This window comes from Haoranjiania flava (genome assembly GCF_025631005.1).
Classification (GTDB): Bacteria; Bacteroidota; Bacteroidia; order Chitinophagales; family Chitinophagaceae; genus Haoranjiania; species Haoranjiania flava.
Window position 1 is genome coordinate 1 of the sequence record NZ_JAOTPL010000007.1, and the last position, 25,344, is coordinate 25,344.

Genomic DNA, 25,344 nt, shown 5'->3' on the forward strand with positions numbered 1-25,344 from the left:
TAATATTTTATTTTTTGTGTTTGCCACACGGAATAACCAAAACCTTCATTCTTTATTATCATTCCCGGCTGGTATAGATTCCTAATCTTTATGGCTATTTCCTGTTATTTTTAATTGGGAAAAATAGAATTTCAGCTATCTACATTGTTTTGTTTAGATTAATGCACATAACACAGATCTTCGCCCGGAAATTTCAACATTATAATTGAATAACATTTTCTACGCTCTATTTCGAAACTTTTAAAAAGTTCTTAAACTAAAGAAAACACTGCGTTTATTTTAGCCGGCTGCCAGCAGCTTCTTTCAAAGCCTTATCTATCGCAGGCTTCAGCAATTTTTCCATAGCCTCATAACCCATTACAGTAGGGTGTATGCCATCTTCCGCATATTGTTTAGGGAGACCATTGCGATCATCCTTCATGGCGCTATGGTAGTCTACGTACATTATCTTGTTGGCATCAGCATAGCTTCTTATAAGATTATTCAACGCGATAACATCGTCAGCCGGTTTTAAGTCTTTACGCCAGCTAAATTCATATGCCGGCAATATTGAACAGAGGATAACCCGAATTTTATGAAGCCTGGCCAATTCGCACATAGAAATAATATTTCCTAAAATATTTTCCAAAGAGATATAGCCATTATTTTGAGCAATATCATTAGTACCTGCAAGTATCACTACTGCCTTTGGTTTAAGATCAATTACATCCTTCCTGAAACGCACCAGCATTTGTGATGAGACCTGCCCGCTAATACCCCGGTTTGTGTAATTATTTTTTTTAAAGAAATCAGGCCGGTTGTGAATCCAAGCTTCAGTGCTTGAGCTGCCAATAAATACAACACTTCCGGCTGGTACCATTCTATTCTCCTCCTCATATTTTACAAAATTTGCCCAGTCATTTTTTTGCTGCGCCAAAGCAGAAAAAGAAATATAGAAAGAAAAGAATGCTACAAAAAAATACTTCATGATAAATTCTTTTTATTATGTAAAAAATCAGTGCCTGTGTTCTTTGCTTTATTTGAGCGTGCAATATATTAAGATTAAGAGTGGCGCCTTTGTGAAGATCAAAGTAATCTAATAATCTTTGGCTACCGGTTAGCCATCAAATACAAGCTTGTTTACCTATTTATGTACGGCATTCACAGCGGGCGCGCCGATGATAAGTTGCTATAAGCAATGCTTATATAGCAGCATCATCCAGGTATTCTTTCCATAGTTCATCAACAGTTTTTCCAAAAATAGTGCTCCACATGTTTGAATTGTAACGATTTGTTCTTAGCGCATGATCAAATGCTTTGACACAGCCCGGTTTTTTGTTCTCGCACCATACTAAAAACCTTGCAGTAACCCGGTATCCGTTATCATACTTTTGTGAAGATGTTACTTCTGGCAGATGCCATCCTCCTGCAACATTGGCTACGCCGTACTTATAGCGTACATAGTCTGCGATGCCTTCCACCAGCCACCAGGGATCATAAGATGGATAAGATTGTGCAATATGCATGACCTCATGAGTAACTACATCAATGTCTTTAGGGTATTTTGTAAACCAGGCTGAACTATAACGTATTGTATCACCCCATCTTGCTGCTGGATATTGATTAAATGAGGTATCCATCAGGAAGTAAATTGTTTTACTCGCTTCCGGATTAAAATGTTCTATAAGTTGGGGATATACTATAAAGAAAGTTTCAATTAGCTTAGCTCGTGTATCGCCACTAAATTGTGTATCATTACTTTGATAATTTAATACTAAACCATTTCGCTGGAAGGCGATCCATTCGCTTTTCAAAGGATTTTTTGTTGTTGCTTTAAAAGAGCATGACCAGAAAATACTGATAACAACAAATATTACAACACGAAACAACATAATCTACTATTTTTAAAATACCGATAATTAAAATTAAATCAAATTTAAGTGCCAGACAATTCTTTTATACTTCTACATTTCTACATTATAAAGCTGCCAGGAAGGAATCTTTTTGCCTTTTGTCCTGATCACAACCGGCGCGTTATCCAGATTCCATGGGTAATCTTGTATTAGTTGTAGACAGGGTACTTTTATTTATGAGATACATTATTTATCTTCTTTTATATTTCAATTTTTCTATTGTATACATCAATATATTTATTTCACAGGTCACCAGTTCAAATCGAAAACCCATTACGCACATGCACTTTCGCCCGATGCTAAAAGCATCCATTTTTTAGGCTGTCTATAATTTTATCAGGCTGGTATGTCTTTATTTTTTTTATATAGTCTGTAGGCTTCATATTAAATTGTTTCTGGAAATTCCTGCCGAATTGACTTTGAGAACCATAACCTACTGTATAGGCGATTTCATTGATCCTGAAATTTCCCTTACTCATCATTTCAGCTGCTTTCTTTAACCTTGTAACATTGACAAGCTGGTGAGGCGACATACCAGAAAGAGATTTTATTTTCCTGTAAAAAGTGATACGGCTCATATTAAATGCTGCCGCCAGATTTTCTATATTAATACCAGGTGCATCTAAATGCTCGAGAATTAACGTGTTTAATTTTTCCAAAAAATTTTCATCGTCTTTTGAATAGGCCATAGTATTGATATGAACAGAAGGAGATTTAGCAAAATATTCTTTTATTTTAACTCTGTTAGATATCAAATTCTCAATTTGAGTGTAAAGATAATCCGTTGAGAAAGGTTTTTCTATATACGCATCTGCGCCCAGTTTCAGGCCTTCAATTTTTGATTGTAAAGTATCTTTAGCTGTCAATAAAATAAATGGTATGTGGCTTAGTTCAAAGTTTGTTTTTACCTTGCTACAAAATTCAAAACCATCCATATTGGGCATCATGACATCGCTTACGATCAAATGTACTATTTCTGATGTTAATATATCATACGCTTCTTCTCCATCATTCGCCGTCAATACCTGATACTTTCCACTCAGATCTTCTTCAAGAATTTCTAATATCTCTTCATTGTCATCGACCAGCAACAACACCGGTTTTAATTTGAATTGAATGTCTTTCATTTTACAGGTAATTTTAAATGAAATGTATTGTACTTATTGTCGTGTATAAAAAACTCGAGGCTTCCTTCATGCAGCATTGCCAGTTCGCTCGCTATGGCAAGTCCTATACCCGAACCTCTGATATTTTTTACATTATTGGATCTGAAAAATGGTTCGAATATTTTTTCATGCAGTTCCGCAGGTACAATTTTTCCATCGTTGTATACATAAATTGAAATGCTATTACCTATAACTAACATGCGAACCATGACGGTGGTATAAGCATATTTGACAGCATTGTTCAATAAATTGCTAATGATTTTTGTAAATGCCTCTGCATCTACAAATGTTTCAACCGGCGCATTGGAAATGTGTGTTGAAAACTCCAGATAATTTTCCTCGGCAGCAATCTGAAAGGACGATAGTATTTTCAACAACAGCTCTCTTACATCCACCCTTTCTGTATTAAGTGTAATATGCTTTGACTCTATTTTGCGGAAATCAAGAAGTTCGTTAGTGAGAGAAATGAGCCTTTCTGAATTTTTATTTATGGCTAATATATATTTCTCAAAAGCCGGTATATCATTTATATTTTTCATTAGTTTCTCTACCGATGCTCTAATTAAGGTTAATGGTGTTTTGATTTCATGAGCCACATTGGTAAAGAAATCAATCTTTGACTCGGTTAATTCCTTTTCTTTGCTGAGCTCAAACCGTTCCATTTTCCTGGCCTGCTTAACTTTATTTCTTGCATAAATTGCCCTGGCAATAAAATAAGTAATCAACAGGATAATAAATACATAAACGGTATAGGCTATATTGGATTTCCAGAATGGGGGCATTATGGTAATACGTAATGTTTTCTCGTTGTTGATCCATCTACCGCTATTGTTCGTTGATTTTATGTGCAGGTAATAGTTGCCCGAAGCAACGTTCGTAAAATAAACTGTACGATTATTACCAATATAATTCCATGTATTATCCAATCCGTCTATTTTATAAGCATATTGCACACTATTAGGAGCAGTAAAATTAAGCGCTGCAAAATCAATACTGAAATTGGACTGTTTATAATTGAGTTTAATATATTTAGTTAATAATACAGATTCTTCTATAGGTGCACCGGGATCATCTGCATTGATTGTAATATTAGAAATACTTAAGCGTGTAAAATACAACGGAGGTGTATAATCAGTAACTTTTATACTATAAGGATTGAACCTTATAAGACCTTTAACGCTGCCGAAAAGCAAATGAAATTGGCTGTCTGTAAATCCGGATTGATAATTGAATTGGTCATTTAAAAGACCGTCGTTCTTTGTATATATCCTGATGTTCTTATACTTATCAATGCATACAAGCCCTTTAGATGTAGTTGTCCAGATATTGTTTAGCGTATCGCTCACTGCCGTATATATGATATTTCCCGGAAGCCCGTTGCTCATATTATAAGCAAAAACATTTTTAAGATGTTGAACTACATATAGGCCCGCTTCAGTACCTATCATCAAGTTTTTATCAAAGCTTTCATTCAAATACAATATCCTGGTTTCTGCGAGCAGATCTCTATTACCCGATATTAATTTCAACTTATACCATTTGCCGTTGGCGGTAAAAAACAGGCCTTTGTTATGTGTTCCTACCCAAAGGCGGTTTTTGCTATCTTCAGTGATGGCTGAACAGAATTGATCTTTTAATTCGGGGTGAAGGCCGGTAAACTTTTCTGTAAGCGGATCAAAATGGTACACTCCTTTGGAGGTGCCTACAATAATTTTACCTGATTTTGTTTTTTTGACAGCGTTGACAAAATTACTTTTCAGCTGATACATGCTGCTATCTGCCATATAATGCTTTACTATTTTATGATCCTGTATATTCAAAATATAAAGACCTTTCTCGAATGTTCCTACATATAGCAAATTATCATCCGTCATTATACCATGAATGTTAGAGGAGGATATGCCTTTAATACTACTGAATACTTTTTTGTGTATATCGAATTTATTTAGTCCGGCATCTTCTGTACCGATCCAATAACTTCCATATTTATCTTGTGTAATTTCCCTGACTACATTTCCCTGTATAGAATTCTCTGATTTACCTGTAAAATATTTATCAAAAAACAAGGGCTGATTTGGCAGATAATTAATTCCGCCGAAATATGTTCCTAACCATACACCTCCTTCCTTATCTTTGTAAAGTGAATAGATTGCATTGTCTGAAAGGGAATAGGGGTTTATATAATTTTTCCTGACGTTTCTATAGAGCTTCTTATCAACATCGTATATGTATAGACCGTCTTCTGTCGCGAGCCAGTAATATTGGTTATTTACTTCCAGGATATCTCTGACAATAATCTTTTTTTCTTTATAAAAACTGTTTAATACAGAACCGGAAAATGTGTTAGTACTGATATCAAATTTATAAAAACCAGAAGAAGTACCAAGCAAAAGATATTTATCTGTAGCATATATCTTTTCCACTATTGTACCATTTTTCGCGCTGAGCGTAAAAAAGCTGAACTTATTTTTCTTACTATTGTACTTCCCTATGGAACCGTCTTCTGTACCTATCCAGAGGTCACCACTTAAATCAGAGCAAATTGAAGAAGGAATTTTACCGTATGTATTAATTGTGCTCCTGGTTTGTTTATGAAGATCGTATTTGTATAATTGCTTCTCTTCTGCATAGAATATATGGCCATTTTTATTTTGATGAATGAACCTGATATTTTTACTTTCAGATCCTGCGGGTTTTATAAAATTTTCTTTTACAGGATTATAATAAAAAATCCCTTTTACGGTTCCTATCCATAATGTGTTATTACGGTCTTCAAATAAGTAAGTAATAGAGTTGCTTCCCAGGCTTGTTTTATCTTTTTCTATATTTCGGAATATTTTAAATGTATAACCGTCAAACCTGTTAAGCCCGTCTGAAGTTCCAAACCAAAGAAACCCCCTGTGATCTTGAAGAATGCTGATTACCGAGTTGTTAGACAAACCATCTTCTACCTGATAGTGCTTAAAATCAAATGATTGACAATCGGCAAAACAGGGAGCCATAAACATTGCAAAAAGCAAGATGTATTTTATCGACAAATTTCAATAACCTTTTAAATTTCAGAAACAGAATACGGCCTGTCGGTTTTATCGATTCCTCTTTTCTTATTCGGTTGATCTTTCATTTCAAAAATCAATTTGCCTCCGCGAACAATATCCTGGTACGTTATGTAGTTTTTAGTGTAATTTTTTGCGTTTAGTTTCCCTGATTGGATATATACATTATCGTTAGTATTATTTTTTGCTTCTATAATGAATTGCTTTCCGTTCTCCAGCGTAATAGTTGTTTTTTCGAATAGCGGGCTACCCATTACATATTGATTGGTTCCCGGACATACACTATAAAAGCCTAATGCACTCAATACATACCACGATGATGTTTGTCCCTGGTCTTCATCGCCGGGATAGCCGTTTTCCGTAGCATTATACAATTTACTCATTACCTCCCTGGCTTTCTGCTGTGATTTCCATGGCTGGCCGGCATAATTGTAGAGATATATCATGTGCTGAATGGGCTGGTTGCCGTGCGCGTACTGACCCATATTGGCCATGACCATTTCCGTCATCTCGTGTATCAAGCCGCCGTATGTACCTACCTTCACATCATTCGGCACGGAAAATACAGAATCAAGTTTCATACAAAATTTATTTTCACCACCTGACAGCCTGATCAACCCATTCACATCATGAAAAACAGACCACAGATAATGCCAGGCATTGCCTTCGGTATACGGACCACCCCACTCTATGGGATCAAAATTTTCTGTCCAATTGCCATCTTCTTTTCTGCCTCTCATAAAACCAGTGGAAATATCAAAAACATTTTTGTAGTTAAACATATGTTTAGCGAAAGACTCCTCATATTTTTTATTCCCCACCGTTTTTGCCAACGTATAGCCGCAAAAATCGTCATAAGCATATTCCAGTGTTTTGGCCGTGGCTTCGCGCACATTGGGATAAGGAACATAGCCGAGTTTATTATAAAACTCCCAGCCATCTCTGCCGTTTGCCGGCCCCCAGGGGCCTTTATTGTTAGCCTCATGATGATAAGCTTCCAGTGCTTTCTCTGGATCAAAAGTTCTTATTCCTTTTACCCACGCATCTGTAAGTAGGGAAATAGCGTGATTGCCTATCATACTTCCCTGTTCATTCGGAAAAGACCATGAAGGAAGCCAGCCACACTGATCTTTGGCATCAAGTAAAGCCTGCATATACCTGCCGTGCATGGTAGGATACAATAAAGCATTCAAAGGAAACTGCGCACGAAAAGTATCCCAAAAGCCGGTATCAGTAAACATATAACCCATGTGCAGCTTCCCATCATAAGGACTGAAATAATAAGGATTACCATTTTTATCTATTTCATAAAATTTCCTGGAGAAAAGGCTTGCCCTGAAGAAACAGGAATAAAACGTGGCTTTATCTTCTTGAGTACCACCTTCTACTAAAATCCTTGACAGATGTTTATTCCATACATTTTTTGCGTTTTTTTTCGTCGCCTCCAGGTTTTTATCTTTACCAAGCTCGCTTTGTAGATTTTGTGCAGCCTGTTCCGGGCTGATGTATGAAGAAGCCACTTTAGCCTGCACTATTGCGCCGTCGGCAAATTTTATAAAAGCTCCTTTGCCGTTGCCTTCGGCCTCTGCAGCATTGTGCTGGATAGTATTATTTTTGTTTTCCCATGTGCCATAGTCGATAAACGGCTGATCGAACTGTACTACAAAAAAGCTTTTCCAGCCTTTTTGAAAACCATGGCCGTTATTTACCCAACCGGTTATTTTCCTTTCGGAAGGAATAATCTTTACACTACTGATTCTTGTATATCCGTCCAGGATCAGATAATTTGTATGCCCTTTGGGGAAATTAAATCTTATATGTACGCCTCGTTCTGTTGGCGACATTTCAGTAGTGATATTATTTTCAAATTGTACTTTGTAATAATGCGGTTTGGCAATTTCTTTCTCGTGTTTAAACTCTGTAGCGCGGCTATCTTCGTTGACAACTAAACTGTCTATTACAGGCATAAAAGAAAAAACCGCATAATCATTGGTCCAGGAGCTGCATTGGTGCGCCTGCTGAAACCCTCTTATTTTATTTTTAAAATACTGATACTTCCAGCCATCGCCGTTCCTGCCGGTTTGTGGTGTCCAGGTGTGCATGCCAAAAGGCAGCGCCGTTGTTGGATATGTATTACCTCTTGTAAGCTCATGCTTTGAATTGGTTCCCTGCAAAGTACTTACATACCGCGTAAGGTCATTGCTTTGAGCAATAAGAGCATTTGCGACTATGAATAATGAAAAAATGAAAATAAAAATTTTACTGTTCATAAACTTTGTGTTTATATAAAAGAATAAAAGCTATATACAATATTATAAGCTAATATAGCAAAGAACAGCTACTCTGCCACAGGAAATTGGGTTATCCTTAATCTTGCTGCTCCCATTGGGATGAGTGTAACTTGTTCTTTTGGAGATATAGTAGTAACAGGGCTTTGCATTAGTTCTCCGCACAAACCATATTTATCGATGGTCCAACCGTGAACTTGTTTGGCACTGGAAGTAATTTGGATAGGTACTTCTGAAATCGTGAAAGGAAAATTATTTTCCGGCCACGGCTTTTTTACCACTTTAAAAGACAAATTTTTTACGGCAGGCAGATGCAAAGCATAGTTCCAGTTGCTTGCGGGATGAATCTCAAACGAAGGCCACTCATCTTTATCTACATTCTTCTGCCACCTAGAATCTTCTATTGCTGTTTTATCGCTTTCTTTTTTTATATAATTTTCATCAATCTTCAATGAAAAAGTCAGTGGCCCATAGTTGATACTTACGCTGTTTTTATTGTGTTTCCATTCTTTTACGGTCACTTCCATTGGCAACTTTAAAATTATGCGGTCATTGTTTTTCCAATGCCTTTGTATTTTTATATATTTTGAAGCAGTTGCCTGAATGTTTTCTCTTTTACCATTGATAAATAATTCCGCTTTGCCACACCATGCAGGAATACGCAAATAAAGTGGAAAATAAACTGATTTTTCTGAAGTAAAAGTAAATAACAACTCTTCATCAAACGGATAGTTGGTGACTTGCTCAAATTGTACTTCCTGCTGATCGGCTACTTTTGCATTTACCTTACTTGCAGCATACAAAACGGCAGCCAGACCATTATCCGGAGTTGCCATCCATAAATTTTCACTATAGTAGGGCCAGCCTTGTGAATGGTTGTGCTGGCAACAACGCGAGCTAAAAGGATTCATCATTAAGAAAGGCCCTTTATTGAAAATACCCGGACTGTGGTCTTTAGAATCATTCAAAACCATATTAGGCGATGTGATGTAGCGCAGCGATTTAAAATCGGGCATTACAGCCGCGGGGTAAGAATTGAATGCTACATTCTCTGCATTATCTGCCCACATAGCATCTCCTGTTATGCGCAGCATGTGCTCATCTGAATTCATTTCTTCTACAAAGCCACAGGTTTCTGTTCCTTGTCTGGGATCTGTATATCCGGGACGTGAAATTTCATCTCCACCAAACATCCCGCCTGGTACCTGGCCAAAATAATTTCTGATGATTGCAAATACTTCATAGCTCGCCTGTAAATCTTTTTTGTCTTTAGATAGTTGATAATAAGTTGCCGGCTCTCTAAAACCCTGTGCAATATTTACATTGTGCCAATCGGGCAGCAGCTTAAACCAGCCGGGTAGGTTTTTATCGTCGCGCATTGTATTCCTGTTAGACCAACTATTAGAATTTCTGTGAATTTTTCTTGCCAAATCCAATAGCCATGCGTCTCCGGTAAAGTTATAAAGCCACAATACACTATGCAGATTATCGCCGGTACGTAATCCCTGCCAATAATGAAAATGTTTGAGAAATTTTTCTTCAGGGTAATTTAGCTGATAACGAAAGAAATTCTGCATAAAGGGTATAACTCTTTTATCATTGGAATACTCATAATAAGATTGCAGGCAATACAACATAATCATTTTAGGCCAAAAATCTTCAGCATTATTTTTATCAACTGAAGTAGGCCCGAAATTTCCATCTGCGCGCTGGCTGTTTAAAACGCCTTCTATCCAAATCTTTGCTTCATCAATCATAGCCTTATCTCTTAGAATGTAGCCGATATTCGCATAGCCTTTTAACCAATAAGGCACTTCTTCCCAACCAAATTCTCCTTTACCATCTTTGGAAAGCCATGCATTATTTTCTTTTTGCAACCAGGCGCTGATGTTTCCAAGATTACCGGTAAGTCCGCTCCTCTGTCTTTGCAAATATTCATGAAGCCAGCCCATGGGTTGAATGGAGGTTACCGGCAGCTTTATAAAAGCATTCTGCAACAGCGGCTCCCTATTGCTGTAATAATTATTGCTTCGTTTTGTGATATCCGGTTTATCAACCACGGAGATTTGTGCATGTTTATCAGAAATTTTATAAGCCCAACATGAAAACAAACTTGAGAAAAGAAATATAGAAAGTATTTTTTTCACGCAGAAATTATTTTTTATTTGATTAATATTTGCTAAGATGATTCATCGTACAAAATAGTAAAGCATCCATCGACCTAAATAATACAAAGCTGATCAGGGAATGAATCTTTTTCAAAATGCCACGATAAGATTTATGCATTAATATTTGAAAAAAGAAATTAATAATATCACCTGTTTAGTTTCAGATCCAGTACTTTCATCCAATAGGCGCCCAGCACACTTCTGGCCTGGAACCCTTCTTTACGTCCGTCAGTAGTTTCATGCCAATCTCCAAAAGGTTTTCTGTCCGGAGTTTGCGTAGCAAATACATATACCGGATCTGTGAGGGCTTTAAAATGATTCAGATCTCCTGTAAGGCAGGCTGTCCAAATGATCCAATCGCTTTTCGTGTATGTTCTACGGCTGTCTAACGGCAGGCCAAATTTATTTTGATGTTGCAGATAGAATTTCATTTCTTTTTCGGCAACGGATTTTGGAAATATATTAAAGTCTAAAACCCTGTCCCATACCATATTATATTTCTGGCTCCATGTACCTTTTTTCTCAAACGCCAAAGTATAATGGTCGCCATCATCGGCAAGCTTCATCCATTCAGGCACCATGCTTTTTGCAATATTGTGGTATTTATTGTACACTTCATTCTTGCCTAACATTTTTGCCAGCATTGCATAGCCTTCAATAGCCATAATAGCTTTCAAAGAAAGATTCGCATTGCGTGCCATATGGCCGGCAAAATCATCCGTGCATAATTGATTGGCCGGGTCAAAACCTTCTTTAACCAGGTAATCTGTCCAGGTGGTTAATGTATGCCAATGCTTTTCAGCATATTTCGCATTGCCTTCCACCTTAGCAATAGCTGCCGCCAAAATGACCATGTTGCCTGACTCCTCTACAGGCATATCTTCTCCATAAACTTGTCCGTTGGCTATAGGATAAGTACCTATATCGTGTGCAGCAAAAGGTTTCGCCCATTTACCACTTTCACTGTAATAAAATATTCCATTCATCATCCCTTTTACAAGCTCAGGGTTGTATACCAGGTATAGTGGTGCAGATGGGTATGTAAGATCTACCGTGTTAATACAGCCATTACTAAAATTTTCTTTTGAGAGCCATAATAGTTGCCCTTGCGGACTTTCTACTAACTTGTGGGCAGCCATTACCTGGCGGTACACCATTTCGCAAAGTCGCGCATACTTCAAACCACCTGCTTTAAACGCATCATTATAAATACGTGCATCTAAGTCATTACACTTTTTCATTGTAGCTGCATAATCTGTATTGGCCGCTTCCAGTTGTGTTTCGATTGTAGTTTTATTATCTTTATTCCACCAAGGTCGAAGATTTTCTCCGAAGTATTGTATAGACCATATGTCATCATAACCAATCAATATTTTTTCTGTTGCTGATTTTGCATTGCCCAAATTTAGCACAGTCGCCAATGATAATTGCCTGCCATTTTGTTTTGATAATGCATCAGTTTTTTTTGCTTTAGTGAAAATACTTAATACATCATTTTCCGAAGTAGCAATAAATTGTGATGTGGATACATTTGCAGGAGCTGCTACATGCAGATAACCCCAGTCTATCCTCAAATCATCGCCTTTTTTTTGTAATACCGGTTGTTCTACTGTGCCTGCCTTTAGAACAGATAAGTTTTTTGTAGCGTACTTGTTTGCAGTAACTTCCTGCGAAGGCGTATTTACCGCAAGGTTTGATGATGCATTGAAAAGTATTTCTACTTTATGCGCTTTGCCATCGTTAGATTTCGTATGAAAAGTAATGTAAGAAACAGGACGCGCGAGCAAATCAAGATCATTTATAATCAACGGTGATGAAAAGGTAACAGTAAGATTTACCGGACCACAAATAAAGTTGTATTCCGTTTGAGTGGCTTTCAATGATAGGTTTTTTTGTACCGCATTCGCAATATTTGCCAGTAAAGCATTCTCTTTCTCTTTTACAAGGCCAAAATCTAGATGTTGTCCACCCGCCGTATTTTTAATATGCACAGCCAACACATTCCTTCCTTTCTTTAGTATGGAAGAGGCATCTTTGATGGGGATATAAATATATTTATCTACCCAGCCCTGATGTGCGTGTACTTTTGTGCCGTTCAGATAGACTTCTATATTGTCGTCGTAATCTATCTTCAGGTGTAAACCTTTAATATTATTGTCCGATAAAGAAAATTCTCTTCTAACCCATAGGTTATCAGAAGTCCAGGATGTATTGGCTTTATACGCTTTATCTCCATAATTTCCTTTACCGGATTTCCAACCCTGTGGGTGATAGTTTAGGTCTGTCCAGTTGCCGGTTGGCTTTTTTTCTGTATAGAGAGAAGCGTAGGTTCCTTCTTCTGTTGTAGGAATTACTTTATCAAAAGTTTTTAGTTCGCTACCCATGAAACGGTAAATTTTACCATCTATTTTTGCATAGCCGGTTAATGATTGATCTGTGCCCGTCCAATGTTTAGTAGCAGATGCATTCAGTTCATCAGTAAAGGACCAGATGCTTACATACGGGTCATGCATAATTAGCGGATATGCAGGCGCTTTCTGAGTTTGAGCATACAATCCTACTGTCGATAATACATACAAAAAGAAAAGAAAAAAACGTTTTTGCTTAAAAAGATTTGTCATGATAATTACTTGTCGTGTTGTTATATATTGTGTTTAGTTAATTAAATTTATTTTACTCTTTCATAAAGCTCTTAACCACTGAAGGATGATAAGGACCATTTCATTAAAAGGTATCCTTATCAAGAAACTTATAGATAACATAGCCTTTTTTTTACATTGGGTGCTCCTATATGTTTATCTAGTTCCTCTGTATAAATATAATCGGATGTTATGCTTATATTACCTCTTGAAACTTCAACATAATTATGTTTGCTATAAACAATATGTTTAAATGAACCGTTAGCATAAAATATTTTAAAATCATTTGTTACCGGAGACATAAATTTAGTGGCCGTATTGGTGTTTTGCATGCTTACCTGCCATACACCTTCAAATTTCTGCATATTCATTAAAGCATTCTGAGCAATAGTAACGCTTGAAAATGCCAACATACATGTACAGATGATTATTAAAGGTGTGATATATTTTTTCATGTGTATATATTTATTTGTTTTTCAGTTGTCACATGGAATAACCAAAACCTTAATTCTTTATTATCATTCCCGGTTGGTATAGATTCCTAATCTTTATGGTTATTTCATGTGTATATAGTTATTTATTTTCAGTTGTCACATGGAATAACCATTTTTTAGATTAATATTCATTCGCGGTTGGTATAGATTCCTAATCTTTCTGGTTATTTCATGCTGATAATATTATTCTAAAAGAGATTACGGCATTTGCACCTGCTGATCTTCTTCGGGTATTTGTATATTTTTGACTTTTTCAAGTGTCATCGGACCGGTAAATCTGTAGTTTATAGGATATTCCGGATTTGATAAATCACTGAACCAATACTCAAGGTTCATGGTTACATAGGTTTTCTCTAGATAAGGCTGTACCTCATCCATCTTTTTACTAATTGTGTAGGTACCACGTTTTTGGGAGAAATTGATTGCTGAATTATCTGACCATAAAGATACTGTACTGTCTGCATTAAATTTTGCATATACTTTATATTTTGCTCTTTCAAATGCTTCTTCCTCCAATACACCGGCGAAAAAGAAAACTGTGTTTTCATTGACTACCCATGCGGTGCGGGTGCCTACAGACAAAGCTGTCTGCTTGTTTTCAGGAATGTCTCTGTTCCACATCTGGCCTGCATTTGAGTATACTCCTGAATAATCATTAAAAGGAATGATCTGCATTAATGATTTACTAAACCATCTCCTGGTATTTACATTACTTTTGGAAGTAGCAGTAATTTTCAAGGGTAGTATATATTTATTAATCATATCCATTCCTTCCAGTCTTAAATTCAAATTAAAAAAACCTTCTAAGGAATCCTTTGGAATAGTCGTGGTCATTGATTGGAAAGAATAATTTCCTTCGGGAAGTTCTATAAAATACAGATCTTTTCGCAAACGAAAGCGGTCAAAGTTAAGGTTATCCAAAGTATCTTTGTCAATAGCGATGGTCACTTGTATATCTTCATTATTTCCTGTTGAACCGCTAAGTAGTACGGGAACTTTAACAGGAACTACTCCTCCCTGGCTTTTATATTTGGCATATACATTTACCACGCCATTTCTCACAAAAGAAACATCCTTATTGTACAATTCTTCTTCCCATTCTTTATTACAGGATACGGTTGTAATAAGGATAAACAGAAGATATAAATGAGCTTTTTTCATATTTAAATTTTATAATTTATTGATTATCGAAATTTTATTATCCCCGGTTAGTGGGCTATTTTATCGTTCATGGAGATTTAATGTGTATATATTTATTTGTTTTTCAGTTGTCACATGGAATAACCATATTTTAGATTCAATACTCATTCCCGGTTGGTATAGATGCTTAATCTTTATGGTTATTTCATTTTTTGTATATTTTAATTATTTGTCTTTGTTACATGGGATTCACTAAAAATCATTTCCGGTAGAATATTGTTTAATTGAATCGCAGCTTATTGTATTATTCTTATTGTTGTTTAATAAGGAGTAGTCCAGCCGGGATTTTGAGTCAGCCTTTTATTTCTTCTTAGTTCTTCATGAGCAATCGGCCACAAATACATCTTTTTCACAAAAATGGTGGGTATAGAAGAAATAACTATCGGCGTGTGAAATTGGTCGCGTTGAGCGGCTGTCATATCCATGTTACAACCCATGATAGGCATTCCTTCCTCTACCGGCGCGTCTTTCCATCTTCTCAAATCATAATAACGGTGATTTTCTCCCATTAGCTCTATCTGCCGCTCTCTTTTTAAAGATTTTCTAAACAGCTCTTTTGAATTATAAATTGCCTCACTAAAATCCGGAACTCCGCCTCTTATGCGTATTTGACTGATGGCGCTGCTCATCTCCTGGATATTTCTGCCAATAGAATGTGTATTTTTTCCTGTATAGTCAGGAATTGTATACGATCCATTCAATTCATTTAGCGCTTCTGCATATATAAACAATACTTCTGCATACCTGATAGCAGGTTCTATTTTAGGAACTACATATGAGCCCTGGAGCGATGAATTGTAAGAGTCTAAGGGATGTATGTACTTTTTAATGCCGATTCCTGTTCTTATATGAAACTGCGGCGTGGCCGGAGACTTACCATCAGGCAGGCCCCTGTAATAAAAAATCTGTTTTTTCCTTTCGTTTGCATCTAATACGCTTAATCTGAACCAGATACTGCCATTGTAAGCAACCGAAGCGTAAAATCTGGGTTCGCGATTGGCATATTGAAGAGATACACCTTCCGGTAAAGGTAAATGATCAACATCATTCTTTGTATACCCCTGTACCCTTGGGTTAGTCGGTACATCACCGCCATCATTCATATAATAGGCATCGCACTGTTTTTGCGTTAATCCATGTGCATTCCATCCGCCCATTGATAAAGGAAACTGATGATTTCCCAGTTCTCTGATATCTTCTCCTCCCAATTCCGTAACTCTTGAGAAAATCAACTCGGGGTTATCAGAATAAGTTAGTGCACCATTAAATAACTGCCTGTAAGATTCAAACGGATCAATATCTTTCCATCCTTTAGGGAAGCTTGCATTTGAATGTTTTGCGTTATAGGGAGGAACAATTGTTTTCGGTTGTGCCGGCCCCTGATCTGTAGCATTAAAAGGCGCTGTAAAAAGTTTGTAAACACCTAAATCTATGACATCCTTAGCAGCAGCGGCGGCTCTTGCCCATTTTTCTTCATTGTATTGAGCAGGTATTAATGGTTTACCCTGGTCATCTGTAAGTTCTGCCATCTCCGTATTACCGTTAAAAAGCGGGCTTGCAGCATATAGTAAAACTTTAGCCCTTGCCGCAAGAGCAGCGCCTTTGGTAGGCCTTACCTTCTCCCTGTTAGTACGGGTTAATGGAAGATCAACTGCTGCCACAGCAAGTTCTTTTGATATAAAACCTGCACACTCATCATAAGTATTTCTGGCAAAGGCCAGGTCCTGGTAGCTTTGAGTATAATCTACTCCCTCATCCGGTATCAAAGGCACAGGGCCATACTTACGCAATAATAACCAGTAATAATATGCCCGCAGAAAACGGGCCTGGGCCTTGCCGTCGGCAATTTCTTCTTTAGACATTTGGCGGTTGCGATCAATGTTGTAAATATAAATAGTTGCTTTCCTGATTCCCTGGTAGCAAGATCCCCATGAACCTTGAATAAGGTTTTCATCGTATTCGCCGTTTTTATAAGTTTTAATACTTCTCCAATCATATATATCTCCCCTGTCACCGAAAAACATATCATCAGATATCAGATTAAATGGAGTGTTACCCTTACTGCTCACATCTGCATTTTCTCCTCTCAAATGTGTGTATACATCTGCCAGCCATTGATCTGAGTAATCTTTCCTTGCAAATACGGTATCAATACTCAATCTATCTTTGAAGAAATGTTCCATATCCATATACTTCCTGCAAGAACTGATGGATACAACCGTAAGAATGCACAACAAATAAAAAAAATATTGTTTCATTATATAAGGTATTTTAGATTAAAATTTAAAGTTTAAGCCAACGGTTAATGTTCTGGGCAAAGGGTAACGTGTGCCGTCTGAGCTGGCCATTTCCGGATCCCAAACTTTTACTTTATCCCAAACCAGTAGATTATAAGCCAGTAAATAAATACGGGAACTTGATAAGCCTAATTTGTTAACAATTCTGGTTGGAACAGAATAACCCATTTCTAATGTTTTGAAACGCAGATAAGAACCATCTCGCATCCAGAATGTAGATGCGCGATAATTATTGGGACTGCCACCATAACTTAATCTCGGGTATTTGGCATTCGGATTTTCGGTAGCAGGATCTCCTGAAATATCCCTTGATATCCACCTGCTGCCCGGAGACGTTACTTCTGTTAGGATATTTCCCCAGCCGCCCTCAATAAACGGATAGACAGTTGGTCCATTCAGGAAATAGGTAGATCTGCCGGCTCCCTGAAATAACAGATTCACGTCCAAACCTTTCCAGGAAACAGACATGCCCATACCGTATTCAACTGCAGGCCTGTGGCTGGCGCCGATAGGCACCACATCATCCCCATTAATAACGCCGTCACCGTTTACATCTTTGTACTTTATGTCTCCGGGCATATAAGCTCCAAAGGTTTGCCTTGGACTATTTCTTATTTCCTCGTAGTCTTTAAATAAGCCTAACGCTATTAGGCCTCTGCTTTGTTCTGCTCTAAAGCCTTCCTGCATTAAATAAGGATAGTAGTTTTCCTGCTCGTCTCTGGCAAGAACCTGATTCTTATAATAAGTAATATTACTTCTTAGCGTTAAACCAACTTCTCCGAGTCTTTTATTAAACTCAATGCGTCCATCAAATCCTCTGTTATCCATCTTACCCACATTTGCCCAGGGCAAAATCCTTTCCCAATATCCTCCAGGGGCTCCCTGCGGGTCAACCCACCTTTCAGGTATTCCTAAAACAAGGGGCAATTGTCCTCTTATCATATAAATATTGCTACGCGTTTCCTGGAAAATATCTATAGTAAAAGAGAGCATGTTTTGGAGTATATTTACATCTAAACCCAGGTTTTGCTTGCGGGCAATTTCCCAGGTAAGCGCATCTGAAGCTACCTGGGTGTAGCCTAAAGGTGCATAAGTATTAGGATTACCCGGTTCTCCAAAATTAAAATGGTGAATCAATTCATTTTTATCATTTCTTCTATAGTCTATTGAGCTTAAATAAGCAAACCTGTTGTTGCCAAAATAATCATTGCCTACTTCGCCTATAGAATAACGTATCTTGAACAAGTCTAACCAGCCAATATTGTCTTTAATAAATTTTTCTTCAGCAACATTCCAACCCACCGCTATTGCCGGGAAAAAGCCAAATTGATGACCTTTTCTGAAATTTTCAGAGCCGGTATATCCGAAGTTAAATTCGGCAAGATACCTGTTTCTATACCCATACATGGCACGCCCGGAATAAGACAAATTACGATGGGGTATACCATTTTTGATATCAGTACCTACATTCTGGGTCATTCTCACTTCCCTGGCAAAAGTTTTTATCAAAGCCTCCACATTGTGCTTATTGGCAAAGTTTCTTCCATAGTTCAGCTCCAGCTCTCCCTGGTAGACTCTTTCTCCTTCAGAGTAACTTTCTTGAAACATTAAAGATTCGGTGGACACCCTGTGCATAATAAGATTCCCGTTTCTATCGCGCCTTCTTTCTACGCTATACTGTTCAGGCCATTTTTTCCTGTTAATGTTGTTCTTGCTGTCTGCATCAAATGCAATGCGTGCTGTGGCACGAAGCCCTTGCGTAAGCATATCTAATCGCTGGTTTAAAATAACATTGGTTTCCATCTTATTCTGCCAGTACTCGCGGTAACCGGTCTGTGTAGCTAATACCCAGGGATTGGTTCTGTTACCGGTACCATAAGCAGGCACCAGGCCGTTGGAATACATAAAAGGGATGGAAACAGGATTTTGACCCAATAAAGAAAACCAGATGTTCTGATCATTCAGCCCGGGAAAATTCTGTTTCTCCAAAAAGCCTGCAATACCCAATGCCAGTGTAGTTGATTTGGTGATATCCATATCATAATTTACCCTGTAATTCCACCTGTTCATATGTGCATTGGTCTTATAGTCTTTCAACGAATTATCCGATTTGTACATACCCCCTTCATCTACATAGCTTGCCGATACAAAATATCTGGCAATGGTAGCGCCCCCTCCCAGGTTTATAGATGCTCTGTACCTGTTGGCGCCATTTCTTAGCATCTTCTTCTGCCAGTCTACGTTGGGATAAAGATCCGGGTCTAAACCTTCCCTGAACAATTCCAATTCCGTCTCACTATATAAGGGCTCTTGGTTTCTGGTGATCTTCGCTTCATTTACTAATTTTGCATAAGTATAGCCGTCCACAAATTCAGGCGTACGCGTACGCGTAGAATATCCGTATTCTGCCTTTCCTTCAATATTTATTTTCCCGGTCTTTCCTTTTTTGGTGGTTATAAGTATTGCTCCGTTTGCACCTTTAGATCCGTACAACGCGGTGGCAGATGCGTCTTTTAATACAGAGAAGGACTGTATATCTTCTATATTAATTTCATTAAAAGGACGTTCGAATCCATCAACCAGTACCAGGGCAGATTGACTTGCCCCAAAGGTTGATATACCGCGTATCCAAAATTCAGACTGGTTATTTCCTGGCTCCCCGGACAGCTGCATACCAATAATACCTGCCACATTTCCTTGCAAAGCATTCGTGATATTGGAAGTAGGTGTTCTAAGCTGGTCTACATCAACCGTTGTAATAGCGCCTACTACGGTTGCTTTGCGTTGTGCGCCTGCTGCAGTAACAACAACTTCGTTTAAAACGCTTGAATCCGATGCGATCATTACAATGTTTACCAATTCTCTTGTACCAATCTTCACCTCCTGAGTGCGGTAACCGACATGCGAAAAAATGAGCGTACTGTTCGGCTCGGCTTTTAGATTGTATTGCCCGTTCTCATTGGTAATCGTCCCGGTAACCCTGTCTTTAACAGCAATACTGACTCCTGCAATAGTTGCGTTTGTTTCATCTGTAACTGTACCTGTTACTTTTAAGACATCCTGGGCTCTTAGCATTTCAGAAGTTGCTGATAATAGAAGCAATACTAATAGGAATATATATTTTTTCATTTTATATCTTTTATGTTTTTTCTGCTATAAAAAATCACAGCATGCACATCTCAATATTATATGGCGTTTTTATAGCTTTTTAATCAATAAGTGAGACGCTATTCGGTTGCAATTTTTCTGATGCGGCGATTTTTCATATCTGCTACATAAAATACTCCCTGCTCCTTATCATAAATAATACCGTTAGGCTGATCAAATTGAGCATCCCTCAAGGCCCCGTCTGCATATCCGTATCTTTCGGGTCTCCCTGCAAATGTGCTTACAATTCCTTCAGGAGTTACTTTGCGTATACAGTGATTGAAAACATCACAGACATAAAAATTATCATACTCATCGAAAGCTCCCTGATGGGGTTCTCTGAACATAGCATCTGCTCCCACGCCATCTTTATATCCTTGATTATTGATCCTGCCAACAAACAGAACCGGCTGCTCCAAAACCCGGGTTTCCCGATTGTAACGGGCTTTTAGTATATAGTTTCTATTTCTTGATACCATTAACGCAAAATCTCCACTTGGAGCAAATTGTATGTTAAACTCCCATTGATTATCGCCAACCCTGTAGAGTTCTGTTGATGTTCGGGTAGTCCTGTTCCATTTAAAAACCTGTCCATTAGAATAAGAGTTATAGAAAAAGTCCCCGGTTTGCGGCTGCACATCGCCACCATTGCATTGCTTGCTAAAAATCAGCGCATTCCACCTGCTAAAATTATCTCCCTTGGTTGCAATCACTGCTGCAAGCTCGTCCCAGTTGTCTGCATCATTGGTTAAATACATTGTATCATAGGTCGGATTAAATGAAATTGTCCTGGGCCTTCCCCAGCCGTTACCTGTTCTAAACTTGGTGGTTACGGTCGTAAGTGCAGAATCGATCATCCTCAACCCTCTGTATTCTTCCAATAAATAGATATTCTTATGCTGATCAAACTCCAGCCAGTATGGCTCTTCAAACTGAGCTTTTTCAATTGGCCCATCGACAATTGCCGTTCTGCCATCTTTATCGGTAAATCCTGCTAAGGTGCTTACAGCCGGCCTGAATATGTAAGTGAAATTTGTAGTAGAAACAACCTCTTTTGAAGATCCCTTCGCACCCACTACTATTTTTACCGGGCCAATACCTGCACGTGATGGCACTAAAGCATAAATTGCCGTTCCGCTGGAACCGATAACCGGCGCCGGCTTATCATTGACAAATACTTTGATCTGAGAAGTGTCAGTACCAAAATTTTCACCGTAAATAATCATTTGCGTGCTTACACCTCCGCTATCAGGTGTGAATTTTTGTATAGTAACAGGTTTAGCAGGATCATAAGGCTGAAGTACTTTAGTACTTTGCTCTTGCTTGTTACAGGAACAAATGAGTATGCCTCCTAATAGAAAATTAAAGAAAAGCATAAACGATTTGCTAACATTTAATTTAAACATTGTAGACCTTTTTTGTTATAATTTTTATAATTACACTCAAAATTGACTTAATATTAATTAAACAGCTTGACGAATTGTATCATTTTTTAGCAGTTTTTATGCATTTTAGCACTTACATAAATCTTACATCTATACACTTAATGAGTCAACAATGAGCTTATGCCTATTAGAATTATTAAAGGAGTGCAGAAAACAAAATTTTAAAGTATGCCATTAGGGAAATCGCAAGCAACTGTTCATATAATATTAGCAAGAAAGGCAATAAGACAATCATCCAGGTAGTATCAGTTTTACGATAACCGGATAAATGGATATAAAATGTTAGGAAAGCTTTCAATCAACAAACATATCCATTCGGGAAGTTAACATCGTACATTAACCTGCTCCATCCATTAAGCGATGTGGTTATGGAAGAAGAAGCAGCGGCGGCAACTTGGCGGAGTAGTAGTGCAGGCTACATTGCACAGTCGGTCAAGAGAGTGATCCTAATAAAGTCAACGATTTAAACTTCATTCAAAAAAGAAACGAGATTTACGCCCGTGGGCAAATTCAGCTTCTTTCGTAAACGATAACGAGCTATCTCCACGCCCTTCAAAGAAATGCTGAGGATCTGGGCTATTTCTTTAGACGACAAATTAATTTTAAGATAAGCACAAATTTTAAGATCGGCTGGCGTAAGTTCCGGGTAGTTTTCCTTCATTCTTTTTAGAAAATTATTATGCACATCATCAAAATGCATGGAGAATTGTTCCCAGTCATTATTTTGTTTTTCAGTCTCTGAGATCAGTTTTATTACTTTTGTCAAATCTTTTCTTTGCTCTTTCTCTGATAGTTTTTTTGAAGCGCTTGTAATGTCTTCACGCAATTTGGTAAGTAAGCGGCTACGCTTGTAAAGATTCATTGTAATAGTTGCCAGTTCTTTATTTTTATATTTTATTTCCGTTTCGAGATTTTGATTTTTCAAATTGATGATCTCCCTTTCATTGTGTTCAATTTCTAACTCATGCAGGTATTTCATTTGCTGTTGTTCCTTCTCGAATTTTTTTCTTTCTCTTATAAGTTTTCTGCGTACTCCCCTGATTACTGCAAAAATGGCAAGTATAAAAAAGATAGCATAGATGATATTGGCAAGCACTGTCTGATACCAAAAAGGCCTTATGGAAAAGCTGTAAGCTATTTCCGGAGATTCTTTCCTCAAATTGTTTTTAGCTTTTACCTTAAAAATGTATCTGCCATGAGGAAGATTCGTATAGTCTTTCTCATTTTTAACGGACCATTCTGACCATTCTGTATCAAAACCCTCAAGCTTATAAGCATATTGAACATTGCTATTATTTATATAATTGCTGGAAGCGTATTCAAAGTGAATAGAGTTATTATTAGGCGGCAGTTCCGGTATATTTTCTTCTGCCTGCTTCGCCGTTATGATATGGTTACTTATAAAATATCCGTTATGAATAAGGGAATCTTTGCCTGCACCAATACTGATAATTTTATTGAACAGGATTTCCGGAGAACTTTCTAAAGCATTATAAAGATCATAGTTGAGGTGTATAACACCACTGTTAGAACCGAAAAAAATATTTTTATTGTTAAGCGGATAGATATAATTAAATCCGGCAACTAATTTATCAGTCAATTCCGGCAAGAAGGTTACCTTATTCATACGTCGATCAAGCACTGCCACTTTATTGTCTGTTACAAACCAGATTTTATTGTCACTATCCTGGCGTAGATAGAAAATGGGCATTTTTCCGACATTGAAGATAAATTCAGGATGCGGACTAAAACGTTTGGTTTTAAAATTATATAGATATATGCCCTTCTGCGTTGCAAAAATTACACGGGAATCAATTTTAAATACAAAATTTTCCAAATCGGAAGGTAGTCCGGCTTTACTGTCAAGCAGTTCCATTGAGCGTATTTGTTGCAGTGAGCTGTCGGTGCTGAACTTATAAATACCGCGAATGGGATGCGAGGCCCAGATAGTTCTGTTCACAGAGTCTATCTCAACAAATCTAAGTGATTCAACATCCTGATGATAATGATTGAAAATTGATAAATTGCTGTCTTGTCCTTTTATAAAATACAACCCTTTATAAGAACCCGTAACAATATTTTTTCCTGGAAGCTTCCTGAATATCCATGCACCATTGTGGAAAATTGAAGTTAGCTCTTTGTCTATGATAAAAGCCCCTTCGTGATGTCCCATAAATAATTTATTGCCTATACTTTCCAAACTCCAAACCTGCCCATCTGTCCCTGGTATCTTTTCAAAAGAGCCCTGTGAAAAGCTTAGATCTTCTTTTGCCGGTTTAGTGAGTTTAGAAAAAAACAGACCGTCGGATGTGCCTATATACAGATTATTTTTAAAAACATTAATAGCGTAAGAAGCTATTGTACTATTCACACCTACATGAATATATTGAAATGCAGAATTGCTGTTGATCAGGCTGAGCCCGTCATCAAGTCCGGTCCATATATTTTTCTCTTTATCGATAAATACAGACAATACAATATTATTGCTTAGACCATTGGAAGCCGAAATGTGCCTTATTGTGTACCCGTTTTTATTTATAAAATACACACCGTTGGAGACAGTTCCCAAAGCGTACATCTCATCATTTATTTTCGCGGAAGAATATATTTGGCTGCTGATAATTTTTTTATCTATGGGCAATTGATAGAATTTACTCCCGGTATAGATAAATATACCGCTTTTGAGCGTTGTGATCATCATAGAATCTTTGCCGTACTCTAAAATGTTTCTGACATTTCCAATACCTGAAGTTGAGGAGGCAGCCGGAAGGAATTTTCCGCTTATATATTGAAATAAGGTATTTTGAAAGTCGCATGCATATATTTTTCCGAAACACGAAGACATATTTGCCCATTCACTGCCTGTTTTTGCTTCATAGCTTTTTATATATTTGCCATCATAAACAAATATCCTGCTACCCGTACGAAAAAAAACAATATGGTTCTGTGCAACTATATTCCACACATCGCCAAACTCTTTTTCATTGTCTGGAACTAATTGGTTCAGCGAATGAAATTTTAAAGTACCGGATTCATCAGGAAAAAAATAGCCAAATTCGTCCTGCCCCCCTACAAATATTTTTCCGGAGCTATGCACTAATACTGAGCGGGCTATTGTTTTATGTGGTAATCTGAAAAGCTTCCACTCTTTGCCGTTGTACGTGATTAAACCACGATTATTTGCCACGTACATAGTTCCAAATCTGTCCTGGTCTATAGCCCAGTTTTGTGTGCCGGCAGACATTTGTTCATGAGAAAAGTTAATAATCTTGGGAATGCCTATAGTGTTCTGCGGGGAAACTTGTTTGGTATTCAACAGCAAAAGCGCAAAAAGAATCATTACTCTCTGCATAACAATAATCACATTTTTTTAAACAATAAAATTATAAAAAAGATTCAACAATTTGATTGTTTAGTTTTAAACTATTGATAATCAATCAAAAATATTTTTATTGTAGTGTTATTGTAGTGTTAAAGAAATATACATTGAACGTTAGTTGATCTTACATTTGTGGAGTAATGCTTACCGAGCATATACATATCACTGTTAAA

General features: G+C 37.4%; 13 protein-coding genes. All 13 read right to left on the reverse strand.

Annotation, left to right across the window (positions count from 1 at the left end; all coding sequences use genetic code 11):
- Nucleotides 1–274: 274 nt before the first annotated feature.
- The 13 genes from OD355_RS06440 to OD355_RS06500 all read right to left on the reverse strand — a co-directional run bounded on the left by OD355_RS06440 (nt 275) and on the right by OD355_RS06500 (nt 25,144).
- A complete protein-coding gene (locus OD355_RS06440; protein ID WP_263037636.1) occupies nt 275–967 on the reverse strand; it encodes a GDSL-type esterase/lipase family protein in 693 nt (230 codons plus the stop codon).
- A 214-nt stretch (nt 968–1,181) separates the two neighbouring features.
- The gene (locus OD355_RS06445) at nt 1,182–1,871 is read right to left on the reverse strand and encodes a basic secretory family protein (RefSeq protein ID WP_263037637.1); all 690 of its coding nucleotides are present in this window, start codon (nt 1,869–1,871) and stop codon (nt 1,182–1,184) included.
- Nucleotides 1,872–2,191: 320 nt separating this feature from the next.
- Entirely contained in the window at nt 2,192–3,019 is an 828-nt protein-coding gene (locus OD355_RS06450) for a response regulator transcription factor (protein WP_263037638.1), read from the reverse strand.
- Nucleotides 3,016–6,078 (reverse strand): ligand-binding sensor domain-containing protein, encoded by a 3,063-nt coding sequence (locus OD355_RS06455; RefSeq protein ID WP_263037639.1) that lies wholly within the window; start codon nt 6,076–6,078, stop codon nt 3,016–3,018. The genes OD355_RS06450 and OD355_RS06455 overlap by 4 nt, the downstream gene beginning before the upstream one ends.
- A 32-nt stretch (nt 6,079–6,110) precedes the next feature.
- The gene (locus OD355_RS06460; RefSeq protein WP_263037640.1) at nt 6,111–8,384 is read right to left on the reverse strand and encodes a GH92 family glycosyl hydrolase; all 2,274 of its coding nucleotides are present in this window, start codon (nt 8,382–8,384) and stop codon (nt 6,111–6,113) included.
- Nucleotides 8,385–8,452: 68 nt separating this feature from the next.
- On the reverse strand, nt 8,453–10,549 hold the full coding sequence (locus OD355_RS06465; protein ID WP_263037641.1) for a glycoside hydrolase family 127 protein: 2,097 nt from the start codon (nt 10,547–10,549) through the stop codon (nt 8,453–8,455).
- Nucleotides 10,550–10,716: 167 nt separating this feature from the next.
- Nucleotides 10,717–13,191 carry a glutaminase family protein gene (locus tag OD355_RS06470; RefSeq protein WP_263037642.1) on the reverse strand — a complete coding sequence of 825 codons (2,475 nt, stop codon included), beginning with the start codon at nt 13,189–13,191 and terminating at the stop codon, nt 10,717–10,719.
- Between the two features lie 128 nt (nt 13,192–13,319).
- Entirely contained in the window at nt 13,320–13,664 is a 345-nt protein-coding gene (locus OD355_RS06475; protein WP_263037643.1) for a DUF4488 domain-containing protein, read from the reverse strand.
- Nucleotides 13,665–13,901: 237 nt separating this feature from the next.
- Nucleotides 13,902–14,864: a DUF4973 domain-containing protein gene (locus OD355_RS06480; protein ID WP_263037644.1), complete on the reverse strand. Its 963-nt coding sequence runs from the start codon at nt 14,862–14,864 to the stop codon at nt 13,902–13,904.
- 299 nt (nt 14,865–15,163) lie between these two features.
- Nucleotides 15,164–17,161: a RagB/SusD family nutrient uptake outer membrane protein gene (locus OD355_RS06485; RefSeq protein ID WP_263037645.1), complete on the reverse strand. Its 1,998-nt coding sequence runs from the start codon at nt 17,159–17,161 to the stop codon at nt 15,164–15,166.
- An 18-nt stretch (nt 17,162–17,179) separates the two neighbouring features.
- Nucleotides 17,180–20,329: a SusC/RagA family TonB-linked outer membrane protein gene (locus OD355_RS06490; protein WP_263037646.1), complete on the reverse strand. Its 3,150-nt coding sequence runs from the start codon at nt 20,327–20,329 to the stop codon at nt 17,180–17,182.
- A 98-nt stretch (nt 20,330–20,427) separates the two neighbouring features.
- Entirely contained in the window at nt 20,428–21,753 is a 1,326-nt protein-coding gene (locus OD355_RS06495; protein WP_263037647.1) for an IPT/TIG domain-containing protein, read from the reverse strand.
- Nucleotides 21,754–22,255: 502 nt separating this feature from the next.
- Nucleotides 22,256–25,144 (reverse strand): triple tyrosine motif-containing protein, encoded by a 2,889-nt coding sequence (locus OD355_RS06500; RefSeq protein ID WP_263037648.1) that lies wholly within the window; start codon nt 25,142–25,144, stop codon nt 22,256–22,258.
- Nucleotides 25,145–25,344: the final 200 nt, after the last annotated feature.